This window comes from Litchfieldella anticariensis FP35 = DSM 16096 (genome assembly GCF_000409775.1).
GTDB lineage: Bacteria > Pseudomonadota > Gammaproteobacteria > Pseudomonadales > Halomonadaceae > Litchfieldella > Litchfieldella anticariensis.
On record NZ_KE332377.1, the window covers coordinates 1018070 to 1035050 of the forward strand.

Annotated in this window: 21 protein-coding genes and 1 pseudogene; 8 read left to right on the forward strand and 14 right to left on the reverse strand. The window is 54.5% G+C overall.

Annotation, left to right across the window (positions count from 1 at the left end):
* Nucleotides 1-112 precede the first annotated feature (112 nt).
* The 4 genes from L861_RS04805 to L861_RS04825 all read right to left on the reverse strand — a co-directional run bounded on the left by L861_RS04805 (nt 113) and on the right by L861_RS04825 (nt 3226).
* Nucleotides 113-982, reverse strand: coding sequence for an alpha/beta fold hydrolase (locus L861_RS04805; protein WP_016415438.1), 870 nt, complete (start codon nt 980-982; stop codon nt 113-115).
* Between the two features lie 300 nt (nt 983-1282).
* Nucleotides 1283-1810: a DUF1353 domain-containing protein gene (locus L861_RS23520; protein WP_201766404.1), complete on the reverse strand. Its 528-nt coding sequence runs from the start codon at nt 1808-1810 to the stop codon at nt 1283-1285.
* A gap of 106 nt (nt 1811-1916) precedes the next feature.
* Nucleotides 1917-2267: a VOC family protein gene (locus L861_RS25265; RefSeq protein ID WP_016415440.1), complete on the reverse strand. Its 351-nt coding sequence runs from the start codon at nt 2265-2267 to the stop codon at nt 1917-1919.
* A 473-nt stretch (nt 2268-2740) separates the two neighbouring features.
* A complete protein-coding gene (locus L861_RS04825; protein ID WP_016415442.1) occupies nt 2741-3226 on the reverse strand; it encodes an SRPBCC family protein in 486 nt (161 codons plus the stop codon).
* Between the two features lie 358 nt (nt 3227-3584).
* Here L861_RS04825 and L861_RS04835 point away from each other — a divergent pair, with 358 nt between their 5' ends.
* The gene (locus L861_RS04835) at nt 3585-4325 is read left to right on the forward strand and encodes a dienelactone hydrolase family protein (RefSeq protein ID WP_016415443.1); all 741 of its coding nucleotides are present in this window, start codon (nt 3585-3587) and stop codon (nt 4323-4325) included.
* A gap of 292 nt (nt 4326-4617) precedes the next feature.
* Here the strand turns inward: L861_RS04835 and L861_RS04840 are convergent, their stop codons facing one another.
* From L861_RS04840 to L861_RS04855, 4 genes are all read right to left on the reverse strand, one after another.
* The gene (locus L861_RS04840) at nt 4618-5163 is read right to left on the reverse strand and encodes a DinB family protein (protein ID WP_016415444.1); all 546 of its coding nucleotides are present in this window, start codon (nt 5161-5163) and stop codon (nt 4618-4620) included.
* An 87-nt stretch (nt 5164-5250) separates the two neighbouring features.
* Entirely contained in the window at nt 5251-5841 is a 591-nt protein-coding gene (locus L861_RS04845) for a YdeI/OmpD-associated family protein (RefSeq protein ID WP_027947415.1), read from the reverse strand.
* A 97-nt stretch (nt 5842-5938) separates the two neighbouring features.
* On the reverse strand, nt 5939-6289 hold the full coding sequence (locus L861_RS04850) for a VOC family protein (RefSeq protein WP_016415446.1): 351 nt from the start codon (nt 6287-6289) through the stop codon (nt 5939-5941).
* Between the two features lie 92 nt (nt 6290-6381).
* Complete coding sequence (locus tag L861_RS04855; RefSeq protein ID WP_016415447.1) at nt 6382-7320, reverse strand: LysR family transcriptional regulator; 939 nt, start codon at nt 7318-7320, stop codon at nt 6382-6384.
* Between the two features lie 143 nt (nt 7321-7463).
* On the opposite strand from L861_RS04855, the gene L861_RS04860 reads away from it, so the two are divergent.
* Nucleotides 7464-7898 (forward strand): RidA family protein, encoded by a 435-nt coding sequence (locus tag L861_RS04860; RefSeq protein ID WP_016415448.1) that lies wholly within the window; start codon nt 7464-7466, stop codon nt 7896-7898.
* A gap of 212 nt (nt 7899-8110) precedes the next feature.
* Here L861_RS04860 and L861_RS04865 read toward each other — a convergent pair whose 3' ends face one another.
* A complete protein-coding gene (locus tag L861_RS04865) occupies nt 8111-8590 on the reverse strand; it encodes a LabA-like NYN domain-containing protein (protein ID WP_016415449.1) in 480 nt (159 codons plus the stop codon).
* Between the two features lie 263 nt (nt 8591-8853).
* On the opposite strand from L861_RS04865, the gene L861_RS04870 reads away from it, so the two are divergent.
* Nucleotides 8854-9240 carry an ester cyclase gene (locus L861_RS04870; RefSeq protein ID WP_016415450.1) on the forward strand — a complete coding sequence of 129 codons (387 nt, stop codon included), beginning with the start codon at nt 8854-8856 and terminating at the stop codon, nt 9238-9240.
* Here L861_RS04870 and L861_RS24015 read toward each other — a convergent pair.
* The 3 genes from L861_RS24015 to L861_RS04880 form a co-directional block, all read right to left on the reverse strand.
* Nucleotides 9165-9536: a LysR substrate-binding domain-containing protein gene (locus tag L861_RS24015; protein ID WP_081696281.1), complete on the reverse strand. Its 372-nt coding sequence runs from the start codon at nt 9534-9536 to the stop codon at nt 9165-9167. The genes L861_RS04870 and L861_RS24015 overlap by 76 nt on opposite strands.
* Before the next feature lie 83 nt (nt 9537-9619).
* Entirely contained in the window at nt 9620-10519 is a 900-nt protein-coding gene (locus L861_RS04875) for a hypothetical protein (protein WP_016415451.1), read from the reverse strand.
* Between the two features lie 321 nt (nt 10520-10840).
* Nucleotides 10841-11182: a YciI family protein gene (locus tag L861_RS04880; RefSeq protein ID WP_016415452.1), complete on the reverse strand. Its 342-nt coding sequence runs from the start codon at nt 11180-11182 to the stop codon at nt 10841-10843.
* Between the two features lie 318 nt (nt 11183-11500).
* On the opposite strand from L861_RS04880, the gene L861_RS04885 reads away from it, so the two are divergent.
* Together L861_RS04885 and rloA3 are read left to right on the forward strand one after the other, a co-directional pair.
* On the forward strand, nt 11501-11881 hold the full coding sequence (locus L861_RS04885) for a class I SAM-dependent methyltransferase (RefSeq protein WP_016415454.1): 381 nt from the start codon (nt 11501-11503) through the stop codon (nt 11879-11881).
* A gap of 618 nt (nt 11882-12499) precedes the next feature.
* Complete coding sequence (gene rloA3 / locus L861_RS04890; RefSeq protein WP_016415455.1) at nt 12500-13063, forward strand: retropepsin-like aspartic peptidase RloA3; 564 nt, start codon at nt 12500-12502, stop codon at nt 13061-13063.
* 189 nt (nt 13064-13252) lie between these two features.
* On the opposite strand, the gene L861_RS04895 is transcribed toward rloA3, so the two are convergent.
* On the reverse strand, nt 13253-13879 hold the full coding sequence (locus tag L861_RS04895; RefSeq protein WP_016415456.1) for a LysE family translocator: 627 nt from the start codon (nt 13877-13879) through the stop codon (nt 13253-13255).
* Between the two features lie 261 nt (nt 13880-14140).
* Here L861_RS04895 and L861_RS04900 point away from each other — a divergent pair, with 261 nt between their 5' ends.
* The 3 genes from L861_RS04900 (at nt 14141) to L861_RS24985 (ending at nt 16576) form a co-directional block, all read left to right on the forward strand.
* Nucleotides 14141-15082, forward strand: coding sequence for a LysR family transcriptional regulator (locus L861_RS04900; RefSeq protein WP_016415457.1), 942 nt, complete (start codon nt 14141-14143; stop codon nt 15080-15082).
* 496 nt (nt 15083-15578) lie between these two features.
* Entirely contained in the window at nt 15579-16334 is a 756-nt protein-coding gene (locus tag L861_RS04905; RefSeq protein WP_016415458.1) for an SDR family oxidoreductase, read from the forward strand.
* 59 nt (nt 16335-16393) lie between these two features.
* Nucleotides 16394-16576 (forward strand): hypothetical protein, encoded by a 183-nt coding sequence (locus L861_RS24985; protein WP_236617105.1) that lies wholly within the window; start codon nt 16394-16396, stop codon nt 16574-16576.
* Between the two features lie 44 nt (nt 16577-16620).
* On the opposite strand, the pseudogene L861_RS24990 reads toward L861_RS24985, so the two are convergent.
* Nucleotides 16621-16866: pseudogene (locus L861_RS24990) on the reverse strand (GFA family protein); the annotation flags it as partial.
* Nucleotides 16867-16981: the final 115 nt, after the last annotated feature.

Below are 16981 nucleotides of genomic sequence, written 5' to 3' on the forward strand. Positions count from 1 at the left end.
CTGGACACAGAGGGAAGCGAGCTTTGGTGTCTACGAGGATCCGGCGGATCTGCTGCACCATATCGACGAGGTCGGCGGTAGCAGATAGCCATCTCTTTAACGGTGTCGACCGTCATTCAAGGAACGACAACAACTGCTCGGTGAAGAAGTCGGGGTTTTCCTCGGGCATCCAATGGCCGGAGCGCGGTACGACGACAGTTTTAACATTCGCGGCAATCTGCTTGAGCGGTTCGTCGAATACGTCTTGCAGTGTCATTTCACTGCCAAGGAACAACAAGGGTGTGGTCATCTTCCCATGAGCCGCGGCCTTCACCTGTGCAGCGGAACGATCGATAGCTCGACTGAAAGCGAATCCCGAACTGAGGCCGCCGGGCGAGGCGTAGGTACGCACATACTCGTCGATATCCTCCGGACCAATGGCTGTGGGATCATAAGCAGATGAGAAAAACCAACTCAAGTACAGTCGCTCTCGCCCTGTGATCAACGCTTCTGGCAAGTAGGGCACCTGATGAAAGCGTTGGTGCCAGAGCCGCTTCTCGATCTCGGACCACTCCGGTACCTCAAGGTCGTAGAGCGGCAGAGGCGTATCGGCCAGCGCCAGCCTTTCAACCCGGTCAGAATGAAACCGGGTAAATGCATACGCGACCAAGCCACCGAGGTCGTGACCGACCAAGTTCACTGAGCGGAGATCCAAGCGATCAAGAAGTGCCAGAAGATCTGCACAGAGATTGGCGGCGTCGTAGCCGCTCTCAGGCGGCACCTTTTCCGAATCGCCAAAACCACGTAGGTCGAGTGCGAAGACGGTAAAATTCTCCGCAAGGGCGGGCATGATATGTCGCCACTCCCACCAAGTCTGTGGCCAACCGTGGAGCAGAAGCACCGGAGGCCCTATACCTCCCGTGACATAGTGTAATTGAATGCCGTTCACCGTGGTCTTGTGATGGCTGAACCGTCTGCTGAGATTGGTCTCATGAGCGCTCATCTTAGCGATGCCCTTTCGTCCGTAACCATCCTCATTCGTCAAGCAAATGATTCGGTACTGGATTCATTTCACCGTACAGGTGTAGTGCCCCCAAACCCTACAACAAATTCTGGGCGAGAGGTCAAGGGTGACCTGAGGCGTCGACTAGGCTGATACCTCCTTGCCTCCTCAGGGTGAGCTTATGGGTCCGATAAGGGGTGACCGATTACTGGGCAACAAGCGGCCGAGGCTGTGTAGTAAAAGTCCCTCTCCAATGACCTGTTGGGCGGGTTGCTCCCGTGGGCTATCTTCTTGATAGAACTACTCAAGGTCAAACTGAGTCCTAGCTTCGCCGCATTTTGACTCGATATCCTCTAACGACAATTGGTGGCCAGAATTTCGAATCCAAGTTACGATCTCTCTATATTCCTGTTCGACTACCTTTGACATGAATACGATTTTCTCATTGTTCCATGCTGCGCCTCCAAATATACGCACGGCCGCATACATAACGTACGCAGTAATTAATTCGGTATTATCCGCTCTCATAGCTTTATAAAAAGCTCGATCGATACCGGCGCGATCTTTTTCGAACCTTGCGATATATAAAGAGTCGTGTAACGCGGCGGCACGCCGATATTCGCCGACAAAAGGTGAGCCAGGGATTATACTCCAAAATATTTGCGGGATACTCGCTCCATTGATCCGGTGATGGCGCTGAGCTGGCCATATTTTCCCATTATCATCTTGGAATTTGAATGGCTCGACCAACTCCATTTCTCTATCGAACCCTTCATTTATAACCCACTTCGTTACAACGTCACCGATGAATATTCCCCAACGACTCATATACCCTCCCGTTAGCTCAGTTAGGTCCGACGGCATACTGCGCTCCTAACGCAGAGCTAACGTGCTGGGTGGCGTGGAGCGGGACCTAGTCACGTTGAGCGTCGTGTTATGCCTGGGATTCATTAATCTCAACCTTGATTCCATCCGGGTCCATGAGAACTGCACCGAGCCGACCAAACGCCGCATTGGGTTTCACAACTACTGACTCAGGTGCCATATTAGCTTCAACTATTGCGTGCACATCATGTACGTAGAATCCCAACCGTATGCCTGACGACACGGGATTGGGGGTCAATTGCGGATAGAGTTCAAACACAAAACCTGACTGCACCGCTGCATAGTGGACTGGCCCATCACCGTGCTGTTCTTCATAGAACTCGAATCCGATCCTCTCATACCAACGCCGCGACGCCTCGAGGTCCGAAACCCTAATGACGACAAGACCTAGCTCCGGCATCTATCTTCACCCCAAGACATAATAGTGATTAGGCGGCTCATCTAATAATTGAATGAACGTGCCTGCGCGTTCATTCAGGTTATACCGTAAGTCATTCACAGGCCAACCCCCTGAAATTCTGAGAAATCAGGTATAGCTCGGCAGCATGACAATGATAATTGTGCCGGCTGCAGAAGACGGATGAACGGGCCTGCAATGACCTGATCACCGAAGATCTCGCCCCAGTCCATGAACGACTTGTTCGAGGTCAGGATGGTGCTGGCAGTGGTCGCGGTGGTGATTGCCGCCACCATGATGTTCAGTTGGTACTGGACCGACCGCCATGCCACCTCGTCATAAGGAAACGCTGGAGGCAGAGGGAAGCGAGCTTTGCGTCTGGCGTATCCAGCGCAAGATAGTCCCCCAGCCCCTGCAACAGATCCTGGACCAGACACGTAGCGGAAAATTTGTCCGACAGTAGCGTATTGTTAGGCTTACTGCCATCCATCCACGTGCGCATCAGGGTTTTTGTCCGCTACAAGATTCAATTTGATGCCATGCTCAAGGAAAGCTTTGAGGCCGGCAAGCGTCCAGGTAAATCCTTGTGTCGACTCGCCAACATACTTGACGAGTTCGTCTCCATCACCTGTCCAGCCAGACTCTGTAATGGCAACATATGTCGTTAAATCTTCGCGCGCAACGAATCTCCACTCAACCGTGGTGCGACCGCTATATCCGTCCCACTCAATTAGAATGCGCTTATTGGGTTCAATGGCTTTTACGAGCACCAAGGTGGACGCTCCGTACATTTCCCAATCCCACTTAATTTCCTGATCAACTTCAAGTCGACCACTGCTTTTCGTAAACCAGAAATTAGTTGTGATATCAGGGTCGATGAAAGCCTCAAATACCTCTGCGACGGGTTTGCGAATGAGCATTTCCGTCTCTGCAACAGGTGCCTTTGTAATCTCCGATTTCATAGCAGCCTCCGCATAAGCCTAACAGGTATTAGACTGCGTGCTCGCATATCCACTTGAACGCGCCGGCACATTCATTCGTGTTATACCGCACGCCACTCACAGCCAACCATCTAAAATTAAAGGAAATTAAGTATAGCTCGGGAGCATAACGCCGAACATTGCGACAGCTGCATAACACGAATCGAGGTGCTCTCTTCCTTTGCCACCATATCAGCTTTGTGGTCGGTTCCTGCGGGGCGGGGCAGTAAGCTAGTATCATCCGTTGGGGGCAGCCGCCGTCGTGGTCGGACAACGGCCGGCGCGAGCAAGAGAGCCGTGCCCTCTGCATCATCCACCATCGATACCCCGGAGCCCATTCATGTCTCGTGCTATCGAAATCTCCGCTGCCGACGGCACCATCGACGCTCACGTCTTCACGCCCGGGAACGCCGACGGCCCGCTTCCGGCCGTGGTGCTGTTCACCGATATCGGCGGCCTGCGCCCCTGCTATCACGAGAAGGCGCAGCGGGTTGCGGACAACGGCTACGCCGTGTTGATGCCCAACGTCTACTACCGCGATGCGATCGGCCCCCTTGTGCCGGAGGGCAAGTCCTTCCGCGATCCGGACGTGCGACCGACCCTGCTCGAGTATGCCGCCCACCTGACACCCGAGGCACAATCTCGCGATTTTGCCGCCCTGCTGGACTGCATCGATGGTGAGGCCGAGTTCGCGGACGGCAAGGTGGGCGTGGTCGGCTATTGCATGACCGGGGCATTCGCGCTTCGCATAGCGGCCGAACACCCCGGCCGCGTTGCCGCCGCGGCCGGTTTTCACTCGGCCCGATTGGCGGACGCCGACGACCCGAACAGTCCCGTGCACGTGGTCGGCACCATTGAGGGGCGCGTCTATCTTGGCCACGCCGACAAGGATGAGCTGCTGCCCCCCGAGCAGATTGCCCGCATGGACCGGGCGCTGGCCGACGCCGGCGTGCACTTCACCACCGAGCTCTACAAGGGCGCGGCCCACGGCTTCACGGCCAAGGACGCCCCTTCCTACGACGCGGTCGCCGACGCGCGGCATCACAAGCGCCTGGCCATGCTCCTGGAGGAGACGCTTTGACGCAGCCTCCGCCTTTTGCCCTCAGCGGTCCCGGAAAGCGGGACCGCGATGTCGGAATCATCGGTCGCATTCCCGGAATCTCACCTAACCTGCTGGAATGTTTCGGACTTTTACGGCATATCAACGAAGAAGCAAGTCACGCAGAACGCTTCCTCATTATCGATAGGCTTTGTCACGGGTGATCTATGCCGCAGCGCGGATGGCTTAGCAGTCTCGCTAAAGAGGCCCTTGCCCCGCCCAAGTACCACTGGAGCCGCGAATTGGTGAAAAACTGTCCGACAACAGCGGCTGGTTATACATGAGTTTCCTCCGGAATCAACTCCAAAAGATCGGTAACACCAATATCCTCACCGGCCTGTGATAGCAAAGTCGAAACCTGCCCACGGTGGTGAGTTTGGTGATTAAAGAAGTGAAGGAGCAGGCTTGAATATCGCTTATTCGCCGCTACCCCTTTGATGTTGTGGTAGCTAAGGACATAATCCAAATCGCTATCGGAAAGTTTGTCGATCCAATCGATGATTTTCTCATCCAAAAAAGCACGCTGCTCATACAAGCTACGGAAATCATCGAAAACAATCTGATCCAAGCTAGTTGGGCTCGGAAGACACGCAACCTCACGCAAGGACGTCGTACAGGAAGGGTGGGTAGCAAACCGCTTGAGCCAGATAGTGTCGCCGACAACGATATGGTTCAGAGTGCCCCAAATAGAGCCAAAAAAGGCGCTGCGATCTTTGATGAGATCTGTTTCAGTAAGGCGACTCGCCGCTTCATAAACCTTTACATTCATCCACTGGTTATACGAAGCCATCAGTTCAAAATGGTACTTCAGACTCTTCACAACTCCTCCTCATATCACCACGTTGCTCAGCCAAGAATCATGAACGCTTTCGATACCAACCTTCCCAGAATCGAGCATTTGCTGACATTAGCGATCGTTCAACCCCTTTCCATCGAGAATTTGCTGCATATATTTTTCGACCCTCGACTCCCGGGTCTTGGATTGTTTGGCCCCAGAAAAATAAAGCAAGTATGCTCTTTGCCGCCCTGGCGTCAATGCATAAAAAGCGCTTTTCAAGGCAGGAATTTCATCTAATTTATTTTGAAATTCTTCAGGAATGCTAAACTCATCAGTCGTTTTGAAATTCACTTTCAAGCCCGCTTTTTCCACCTCAACAGCTTCATTGACATAGGCTTTCAAGATGGTTGCCATCTCCACTATTTCACGAGCATTAGTGAACGGAATCCGACGTGCCGCCTGGGTATTCTCACCGGGTTTTTCCAGAATACCATTGGAATCCTTCAACAAGGCACCTTTGGCAAACAAAAGCGCACAGGATTCCTTGAACCCCTGAAGTATCACTACGTTATTATTCTGGAACGTGTAACAAGGCTTACCCCACTTTAGTTCTTCGGTCAGCTGACTGTCGAGAACTATCAGCCTCAATTCTTTCAATTCCTCCTGCCATTTCTTGACCTTACTCAAATAGTCGTCAACCTTAGGATTCATGTTATTCATACATTGACACTCTGAATTAAAGCCAGCTTATATCAAGATAGACTTGTCATGCTATTTGCTATTTGTCGGCATCAGCGCTTCCTTAGGGTGAATGCGATTACTCATGTTGCAAGATATTGACGAGCTTGCCCGATGGATCGCGAACATAGAACCGTCGTACCCCCCAAGGCTCACTGACCGGGCCGTACTCAATCGGAATTCCGGCACGTTGGACCCGACTGAGTGCCTCCGCGAGATCGTCTACCTCGATTGATAAATCTGGCACGGGAGTGTCCGAGCCACCTTGGCTAGCGAAGCTGACCTGTACGGACTTCTTATCGCTTGCAACATAGGTGCGAAGCCAACCATGGTCCATGGCGAGTTCCAATCCCAAGACATCGCCATAGAATGCATCAGCCTCAGCCGGATCTTGGGTAGCGACATTGGCAACAATTCGTTTGACCTTCATGCAGGCTCCAGTAGCTGTTGTGCGGGCACGTTCATGTTTGCCGGGCATTCCCTTTGACTCGTGTGCTGCCGCAGCAATTGCATCAACGTAGTCTAACGTTCCGCATTCGGCAAAAGGCGGTCAATGATAGGCGCATGCCGCGCCATCAGCTCGGCGACCCAATCGATGAACACACGCAATTTGGTGCTTACATGCCGATTTGGTGGAAACGCCACGTACAGCGGCATCGGGTCGAGGCGCCAGTCTTCGAAGAGTGGCACTAGCTCACCGCAGGCAAGGTGCTCCTTGGCCATATAGTCCGGTAGCCAAAGAATGCCAAGGCCGGCCAGACCAGCAGCAAGATAGCTATTACCATCGTCTACTGACAAGACATAGCGGCCTTGCACCTTGATGCTGTCTTCATTGCGGTGCATGGCATAGGGGAAGGTTTTACCAGTGCGGGACCATAGGAAGCCCACGATACGGTGGTGCGAATTTTCCAGCTCTTGAGGGTGCGCGGGCGAACCGGCGCGTTCCAGGTAGCTTGGCGCTGCATAAACGCCAAGCTGCAAGTCGCCGACGCGCCTTGCCATTAGCGATTGATCGGTGAGCTCGCCACCGCGCACGACACAATCCACGTTCTCATCGATAAGATCCACCACGCGATCGCTAACCCCCATGTCCAATTGGATTTCCGGGTATTGGGCATGGAACGCCGGTAGTGCCGGCACCAGAATCATGCGAGCCAGTGGGCTGGGGACATCCACCCGCAAGCGGCCCCTCGGCAACGTCGAAGCGCTGGACAGGCTAGTCTCGGCGTCGTCTAAATCCGCCAGCAGCCGTAGCACGCGCTCGTAGTAAGCGGCCCCATCGGCCGTCACGTTAACCTTGCGCGTCGTGCGGTTCAGCAGCCTGACACGCAGCCGTGCCTCTAACTGCTGCACGAGTTGCGTTACGGTGGTCTTGCTCATGTGAAGCGTTTCGGCTGCCTTGGTGAAGCTTCCGGTTTCCACCACCCGCGCAAATGCCTGCATTGCATCGAAACGGTCCATACCTGCTCCAAGGGAACCTTGCGATTGTTTGTATTTTACAAACAGTGATGGATAGATTTGCTCGTTTATCCGCCAACCACCAGCGCCTAAAGTACCACCATCGTTGATTCAAGGTCGCTTTGACCCATTGATGGAGGCACTACATGACTATGCGTGACATGACCAAGCATGACATGACTACGCGTGACGTTATTTTCCCGGCCGGCCGCCAAGCGCTGTATGAGCGCAATCGCTATTCGCCGGCGATCCGATCCAATGGATTTTTGTTCGTCTCAGGACAAGTCGGTAGTAGAGAAGACGGCTCACCGGAGCCCGACCTCGAGGCGCAAGTCAGGCTCGCCTTCAAGAATCTAGAGGCGATCCTAAAAGCAGCCGAGTGCACATTCGACGACGTGATTGATGTCACTGTCTTCATGGTCGACCCCGAATCGAAGTTCGAGACGATCTGGAAGGTCGTACCAGAGTTCTGGGGTAATGCGCCCCACCCGACGTTAACTGCCGTCGGCGTCACCTGGCTCTATGGCTTCCAGTTCGAAATCAAGGTGATAGCGAAGCTACCAGAATCACTGGATCGCTGATCCGCGCGCCGATGGCTACCACCGCCCCCGCCAGAGGACGTGAAAGGTGCACGACTGAACGCCCTGCCCTGTCAGTCTCGCATTTTCTCGCTCTGGCTTTCCCTACTCGACTTCATCGAACGACCCTGTGCGCACCTGGCCGTTGCGCAAGTAGCGGGTAATCAGCACACCGCCAGGCGTGCTGGTCGAGTGCGCCAGAGTGAAAGCAGACGCTAGTGCGTTAACAAAAGCTCTTTATCTATCGCTACAAACTCACTAGCGGCGTTCATTAACGAAGCTGCTGTTAACTGGGGAACGCCATAGACTTCCACTTTTTTCCCATACACATTACGAATTTTATTGACTAGAAGATCAAAGTCTCCATCGCCCGATACCAACACGATGACATCCGACTGTTCCGCGTACTCCATGGCATCGAGAGTGATGCCAACATCCCAATCACCTTTCGCAGAACCATCCGATCTTTGAATAAACGGTTTCAGCTTTACCTCAAAACCAATAGCCCTAAGTATATTTTGAAATTCTCGTTGTTTTCTGTCACCTTTATCTATTGCATAGGCGAACGCTTTCACGACCTCTCTGCCAGCGGTAACCTTTGACCAAAACTTGTTGTAATCAAAGTTACTCTTATAGGCTTCCCGCACTGTGTAATATACATTTTGCACGTCAACGAATATCGCAACTTTTTCCATGCTAGAAACTCATTTTTTCATGACAGTGATTTGACTACCTATCTTATGATGGAATGAACGGACTGGCTGAATTTTTCGAAATGCCCACTTTGGTTCGCCAGCTACCTCGGCCATTCCATCAACCTAGGCGAATGTTCCTCACTCAGCCAGGAGCGGACCTTCAGTGAAGTCTTATGAAACCTCAGCGGTCGAAGCGGTCATTGACTTGTAAGATGAACCAGTCCCACTGCCGTCTGCGGGACGTAATCTGATGAGGTAAAGCGATGAACAGCGACGAGTTATCTGCGAGCTATCGCGGCTACATCGAGTGCCTGAACCAACAGGACTGGGACAATCTGGGCCGCTATGTCAGCGAGAACGTTCGCTACAATGAGGAAATCATAGGGCTGACCGGTTACCGCTCCATGCTTGAAGAAGATTTTCTAGCAATTCCAGACCTTTACTTTGAAATCGCACTACTGGTCTCGCAGCCTCCCTATGTAGCCAGTCGCCTGAAGTTCAACTGCACACCGGTCGGCATGCTGTTCGGACTGCCTGTCAACGGTAAGCCTGTACAATTCGAAGAGAATGTTTTCTATGAATTCGATGATGGAAAGATCAAGACCGTCTGGTCGATCATCGACAAGAGCGCCATTGCAGCGCAGATATGACACCCTCTGGCCGCTTCGGGTCGTGTGCTGCCAGCGTCGATCGTTCCCGCGGTCGCCCACCATTTTTGCCAGGTCGGCGTATCGGAGTCTGGTTTGAACCAGTCGAAATGAATGAGTGGATATTGGAGAAGCTCTGCGGCACTCAGGGTACGTCGATTGCCGGAAAGCAATGCCGGGCTGCACATGTCATGGAATGTATCGCGGAACAGCTCGCGCGACGTGAACTCAGTCGGCGCGGTGCGCGCATAGCGGATCGCGACATCTGCCTCGCGGGCCAGGCTGGCGGCCTCCAGCATGGTCCGCGCCGCAAGAGCGCGCGAAGGCAAAGCTACATGCTTAATGGTCAACACACCTGATAGCTACAACAGGCAGGTTGAACTCAATGACGAGAAGACGGAACAAGGTTCAACATACCGATGGCACGTTGAACATCATCCGGCCAGATCCATAAACGATAGGGTTCCGGAATCTCGAAATAGTCTTCAGGGCCGAAGAGCTCCCGGCTTCTCATATCCGCACAATACCTCGACCTCCACCTGAGCTGTTCGCGATATGGGATGGATTCACCATCGACTAATTTCTTGGTGATTGAATACAGCTTTTCACACATCCGATATTCGTAACCGGGAAGAGACAAGGGATCTTGATACTGCCCTCTTTTTTCTTTCACCGCGTCGACTGCCATTTCCAGAAAAAGCGGCAAATCAAGCTCACCCGGAATATTGGGAAAGATAATGAAAGGGGCGGCCCAGCCACTTTCAATCAAATCCAAATTGAAAGTGGCTCTCTCACGACGGCTCATCTCGTCACGCTCTTTCTTGCTATAAGAAGGCGCGACGTAAGCCAACAATCTCCCGTATCCATCGAATGATGACTCAGCTCCTCTAATGAATAGATTTCGCTTTCTGTCGGAACTTGGCCGGGACAGTCGCTTTTCGACAATATCCTTATGGAATTCACTGGCATGCTTTCCCTGACTGAAGTGCAACGTACCGGCATTGCCACTTTCCAGTTTCGGCACAAGATACTCACCAAACGCCTCTTCGACGGGAGCGACACCGGATCGGATCCATTCAGCCAATTCGACGAAGTTGTTATCGATCTCAGCAGCTCGCTCGGTCGATCTCGCAGTCACTTCGGGTGTGTCAATAGACAACATGCGAATAGGCATGCGGATATTGGGTGTATCTCCGTCAGACACATCCACAAGGGCCCTTGAGCCTAGGGATGGTAAATTCACACCAGCAGGTGTCCATAGTATTTGCGTTTGCTCTGACATCGAAAACTCCTTTTTCAGCGGGGCGCATGCAAGGCTATTGGCAACATGAGGGTGAAAGGAACACCAGCCATTGATCTCTCAAGCCAGGCCGACAGCCGTCGTGCTTCGTTCAGCCATTATCGATGGCAAGCATTGTCAGAAACATGACATTCACATGAAGGCCAGCCACCCCGCCTCATTGGCCCTGGTATGTGACTCCGGGAAGTGCAGGCTAATCCTGACACGCTTCCAATCCGTCAGGAGAGATGATTAACGGTCAGATCAGAGGCGTGTCCACTGAAGTGGGGGAAGACCAGCGTCGGCTTGAATGAATTGCTGCCCTCAGGACTGCGGGTCGAACCCGAAGACGCGTAGCTCTTGGTCACAACGACAGGCCTTCGCGATGCGCGCGGCCCACGCGACGGCCTCCTCGCGTGAGGGTAGTTCGAGCACAGTGAAGCCGCCGTCAAGCGAGGGCGCCCATGGGTAGCCGCCCTCGGCGACTGTTCCGTCTGCTGCGACGAGAACGGGCGGCACGCCTTCGTCGATGCCGCCGCCGAAGACGTAGACGCCGGCGGCTTTCGCCTCGTCGATCACGGCGTGCGCGTCGCGACCCACTGCCTCCCACTCGCCTTCGGGCACGACTATCGCAGCGCTGGGAAAGGAGATCAGGTACTTGGCCATGGTGCTATTTCCTTTGGAGATTGATGTCGGTCGTGGAGCGAGCGTGCGGCCTAACAGGTTGGAATTCATGGAAATTAAGTATAGCTCGGCAATAAAGATCCTGTACCGGGATTTGCGATTGCCGCACGCCGCCACGGACATCAAGGAAACCTGTCGGGTGCCATGTTGATAGTTGCCGGGTATGAGCTTCGCTCACGAGTACCCCTTGAATTTCGATATTACAATTACCGGAAGTCTTTGTGTCTACGCGCTGCTACATGACCAGCTATCCGCTGGTCTCGACGGGGGCAGAATCTATCCACCTGGGAAGATATACCCATGAACGACCAATCGACGGCCTGGCAACACTGGTTCCCATTGATCGAGAATGCACTAGGGGATTTGTCGCGCTGTATGTTCGATCAGGTAGGTCTCGCCCCCGGGCACAGTGTTCTGGACCTGGCGACAGGCATCGGCGAACCCGCCTTGGAGGCCGCCAGGCGTGTCGGGCCCACGGGACGGGTCCTTGGCGTGGACATCTCACCGGCGATGCTCGGCATAGCCCAAGTGCGGGCCGAGACAGCGGGCCTGACGAATGTCGAGTTCCGGGTGATGGATATCGGGACCCTGTCGCTCCCCGAAAGCTTCGACATCGTGCTCTGTCGTTGTGGCCTGATGTTCGTCGACAACGCTGACACTCAGCTCGGCGGTGCCTTGTAGTACCCCGGAATCTCCGTTAGGCAACCGTCGCACATGGGCCGGGACCACGCTACCACTCCAACCTAGCCGGCACTTTGATCTCGATCAATCGGTGGCCCTTTCCGCCTCGCACATCCCTGCTTTCCTCTGGGACTAGACCGAATTACCTACATGTCCAGTAATTTCGTGGGGGGTTTATCCTCTCCAACAGCTCCTGTACTCTGCCTCATTTATCGCGACGTGCAGGAAGGAAAATGGATAAGCTTTTGTTATCCGCGCTGACACTGAGCTGCCTCTCGCTAGCATTCGTCTATCTCTCCACGCAAGAGCTAGGCGAGCATGAAGCGGTAGCATTCCAAGCAGCAGAGCGAACACATCAGCTCAGCGCAGAAGATGCCAAGCGTACCTCAACACACCGGCCTGATCCTCAAAACTCAGCGCCGACTGAGGTCTACCCATGGCGACTCGAACCAACACCTCAGATATTCCAGATTTGAGGTTGCTTCAGGATAACCACGCGCGTGGTTATCCATCGCTGTCTTTTTCGTGAGCGGTGCTCACGGCTCTCGATTAGTGGCTCATTGGCTGAATACGAGCCTGCGAAAACCCTTATTCATGCCTGTCATTCGAGGAATCGTAATGAACAAGCCATTGCGTCACGCGCTGTTTGCCGTTTTCTGCCTCTCCCCGTTGGTCGATACCGCTATCGCCGACGACGAAACCACCTATGGCTGGGTCGAGAAAGCGACGATCGAACCCTGGGGCACGGAAGTCAAAGTGAAACTGGACAGTGGCGCCCTGACCTCTTCCATGCAGGCCGAGGACATCGAGGAATTCGAGCGCGACGGCGATGACTGGGTGCGCTTTACCGTTGAGGTCGAAGATGAGGTTAGTGACGACATCGTCTCGAAGACCTTCGAGCGACCGGTATTTCGCAACCTCCAGGTGAGCGGTGCCGGTGGCGAGGATCACCGCCCTGTCGTGCTGATGACGATCTGCATGGGAGAAACGCTCCGCGAAGAACAGTTCAGTCTGGAAGATCGTGATGACATGAATTATCCAGTGTTGCTGGGGCGGCGCACGATCCAGAGTCTGGGAACGCTCGACGTCACCGAGACCTTCCTGCACGACGCCGACTGCCATGAGGACTCGCCCCTTCGAGCACACGCGGACAAGGACTACGACGAGGATATCGGCATCTAGCCGGAACACCCCGAAGGCTCACTTCGGGGCACATGTCGTCCTCTCCGCTTTACTCTGTGACTTGCTGAATTCGGCCAGGGGCGGACCTTCAGAATGTGCTCATGTAATGCTTGCAGCATGCGCGCCCTTGTAATGGAGCCGAAGGCGCAATGTAAAGGGCGTCGCTGTGCCTGCACTGGTTAGCCGCCTTTACGCGGGGCGCTTAGCAAACAGGGCCCACACCCCTGCTGACGACAGCAGAAACCCACCAACAAAGTTGAAGCGGCGCTGAGCGAGCGGCGAGGTAAGCACTTTGCGCGCTGAAGCGGCGAACACGGCGTACAAGGTTGCATTTAGCGTCGCCAAACCCACAAACGTGGCCGCAAGAATCCAAAGCTGTTGTCCGGCATCCGCACCAGGGGTGATAAATTGGGGTAAAAAGGCGACGAAGAAAATTATCCCCTTTGGGTTTAATGCTGTAACAAGGTAGGTGTTAGCGAACAGCTTCCAGCGCGAGCCTGATGCAACAGGTGTAGCAACCTCCGTCGATGATATACCTGCACGCAGAAGCCTTATACCCATGTAAAGTAGATACAATCCACCAATCCACTTGATTACCGTGAACCAAAAAGCCGAAGTTGCCAATACGGCGCCGAGGCCGAGAAGTGAAAAAACAAGAGCTGTTGAATCACCCAAGGCTACAGCAGCGACGAGAGGAATATTTGCACGTCGGCCTTGCGCGATGGAGTAGCTGATCACAGTCAAGATCGTCGGCCCAGGAATAATGAGTAAGGCTGCGGACGCTACGGCAAAGGTAAGCCAAGCTTCGATGGGCATGAGGCAATATCTCCTATGGCGGTTAACAGGTATTAGACTGCGCGCCACCTGCCACCTAACCTACTGAAACTTCATTGAATTGGCAGCATAACACCGATAGTCGTACCGGCTACATAATACGGATGATCATGCCAGCTGCATTTTCCTCCAAAGTAAACCGGGACAAGCGTTAGCTGCCAATGGCGGCTTTCCACCGTATGAGCGAGTCTGGCACGCTATAGGCGATGCCCGTTGGTATCCGTACTCACCAAGGATCACGCCATGGATCGTATCGATGCCCTTCGCATCTTCCTGCGTGTCGCCGAAATGCGCAGTTTCACCAAGGCTGCGGTCTGCCTGCAGATGCCACGTTCCACTGTCTCGACGGCTATTCGTGAACTGGAAGCCCGGTTGGGGACGAGGCTGCTGAACCGTACGACGCGCCATGTCACCCTGACGCACGATGGTGAAGCGTTCTATGACAGATCCTTGCGATTGCTGGCAGAGTTGGAGGAGCTCGAGGGATTGTTCCAGGATGATGGCTCCCAGCTCAGTGGCAAGTTACGTGTGGAAGCGCCGGGCCGCATTGCAAGGCTCATCATCGTGCCGGCCCTCCCCGATTTCTTCTCCCGCTATCCCGGCATCGAACTCGAGATCGGAGCCAGCGACCGCCCAGTCAATCTGGTGGAAGGAGGAGTCGATTGCGCCATCAGGGTGGGCGAACTCAGCGAGTCAAGCCTGATCGCTCGCCCCCTCGGTCTTCTGCCCGTCGTCAACTGTGCCAGCCCCGGCTATCTGGCCCGTCATGGTGTCCCGGAGAGCATCGCTGACCTGCACCACCACCTGGCCATCCACTATGCCTCCCCTTTCAGCAGCATCGCTGAAGATTGGGAATATAGGAAAGGAGGCAAGGTGCGAACCCTGCCAATGCAGGGAAGCGTCACCGTGGACAGTGCGGAGAGTTACATCGCCTGCTGCCTGGCAGGACTCGGCCTGATACAGGTACCAGCCTATGATGTTCAGCATCATCTACGCGAGGGAAGCCTGATCGAGGTGCTGGCAGACAAGCAGGCTGGCCCCATGCCGCTTACGATCCTCTACCCCCATCGCCATCATCGCTCACGTCTGCTTCACGTCTTCATCTCCTGGGCCGAGGCATTACTCAGCAAGGAAATTCACGGCCTCACACCGCCCCAGGCTCAGCGCGCCAAGCAGCTACCCTAGGGTTTGTACGAAAAGTCGCCGAGCGATGGCCAGACAAGGCAAAAATCAGCGAAAAAACGGAGTTTACGTGGGTGTAAATGAGTATTTTGAGCTGATTTTTAACGCCGTATGGTCGAGCGCAGGCAGTTTTCGGACAAAACCTAGATTTCCGTTTCCAGGCAGATGGTCGATTTTTCTCCCCTCATTGTTCGTGCTTACTGAACAGTGCTGTCAGAGAGCAACCGATTATCCTTGAGTTCACACCCTCCATACTCCTTTAGGAAGTGCACTCGGGTGGCTTCATGCACGGTTAACACACCTGAGGCACCGTATCTCCAACTAAGGGAAGCGCTGAAGAAATCGGCGAGCGGCATCAAGCACAAGGCGCCCGGAGCACAGGAACCGGAGCATATGGGGTTATATGTGAGGATTCCGCGCACCGCGCAACGCAGTGATTGGGCTGCGCAGGCATTTATTCAGTGTTTCCCCAACCGATCACACAGAAAGGAGGGCGACCATGACTGTACATACTCTTGAGGGCAAAGTGGTTGTTGTCGGTGCCGGGGCGAAGAACCTCGGCGGTCTCATCAGCCGCAAGATGGGAGAAGCCGGCGCCAAGGTTGTCGTTCACTATCATGGCAACGCCACCCAGGACGATGCAGAGGCTACCGTTCAAGCGATCAAGGACGTCGGCAGTGATGCCTTTGCCATTCAAGGTGATCTAACCCAACCAGCCAATGTCACGACCCTGTTCGAGGAAGCCAAAAGCCGCTTCGGCGGTGTCGATATCGCCGTCAATACGGTGGGCAAAGTCTTGCGCAAGCCCATCGTGGAGACTTCTGAGGAAGAGTACGACGCGATGTTCGACATCAATGCCAAGGCAGCGTACTTCTTCATCAAGGAGGCCGGTCGAACGCTCAACGACAACGGCAAGGTCATCACCATCGTCACTTCCCTGCTGGCCGCCTTCACCGATGGCTACTCCACCTATGCCGGTGGCAAGTCTCCGGTCGAGCACTTCACCCGCGCTGCCGCGAAGGAGTTCGGAGCCCGCGGCATCTCCGTGACCGCTATAGGCCCGGGCCCCATGGACACCCCCTTCTTCTATGGCCAGGAGACGCCCGAGCGCGTCGAGTTCCACAAGTCGCAGGCCATGAATGGCGATCTGACCAAGATCGAGGATATCGAGCCCATCGTGCGCTTCCTCGCCACCGAGGGCTGGTGGATCACCGGCCAGACGATCTTCGCTAACGGTGGCTATACCACACGCTGAGGGCTGCTCAGCCTCCGGGGCGGATAGCTTCCGCCCTTTTTGAACAGGCAAGAATATACATGCGTACACACATCTTCATCATTATCGGCCTGGCCATTCTGGGCGCGGCCCTGTTCGGCGTTAACGGACAACCGGCGACCTACTCCTCAAAGCGACCCGTGGCGTCACGATCGCGCTCGTATCGTTTTGTGAGCGGAAACGGCGGCAACCAGGACTCGCGCCGGACGATCCAGCTTTCGTAGGTTGGCATCAGTTGGTCAGGGGCATCCAGGGACCCCAGGTGCACTTCGATTTCGTCTGCGGTGCGTGCGAAAACGGACGAGCCACAGCGGGGACAGAAATACCGCCCCGCGTAGTCGCGTGTTTCGCCATCGATCGTCACCGCATCCTGAGGGAACACCGCGGAAGCGTAAAAAAGGGCCCCATGATGCTTGCGGCAGTCGAGGCAGTGACAAAGACCAACCCGGTATGGGAGTCCCGACGCCACCATTCGGACGTTGCCGCAAAGGCAACCGCCCGTGAATCGGTCCATACTGCGTCTCCTCTAAAATCAAGCGTTTGGAATGTTGATAACAAATGGGCCACGACGAAGCCATTCCGCGACGCTGCGACGCTCGAGCATTTCGTTGATGGCTATCTTCCCGAGT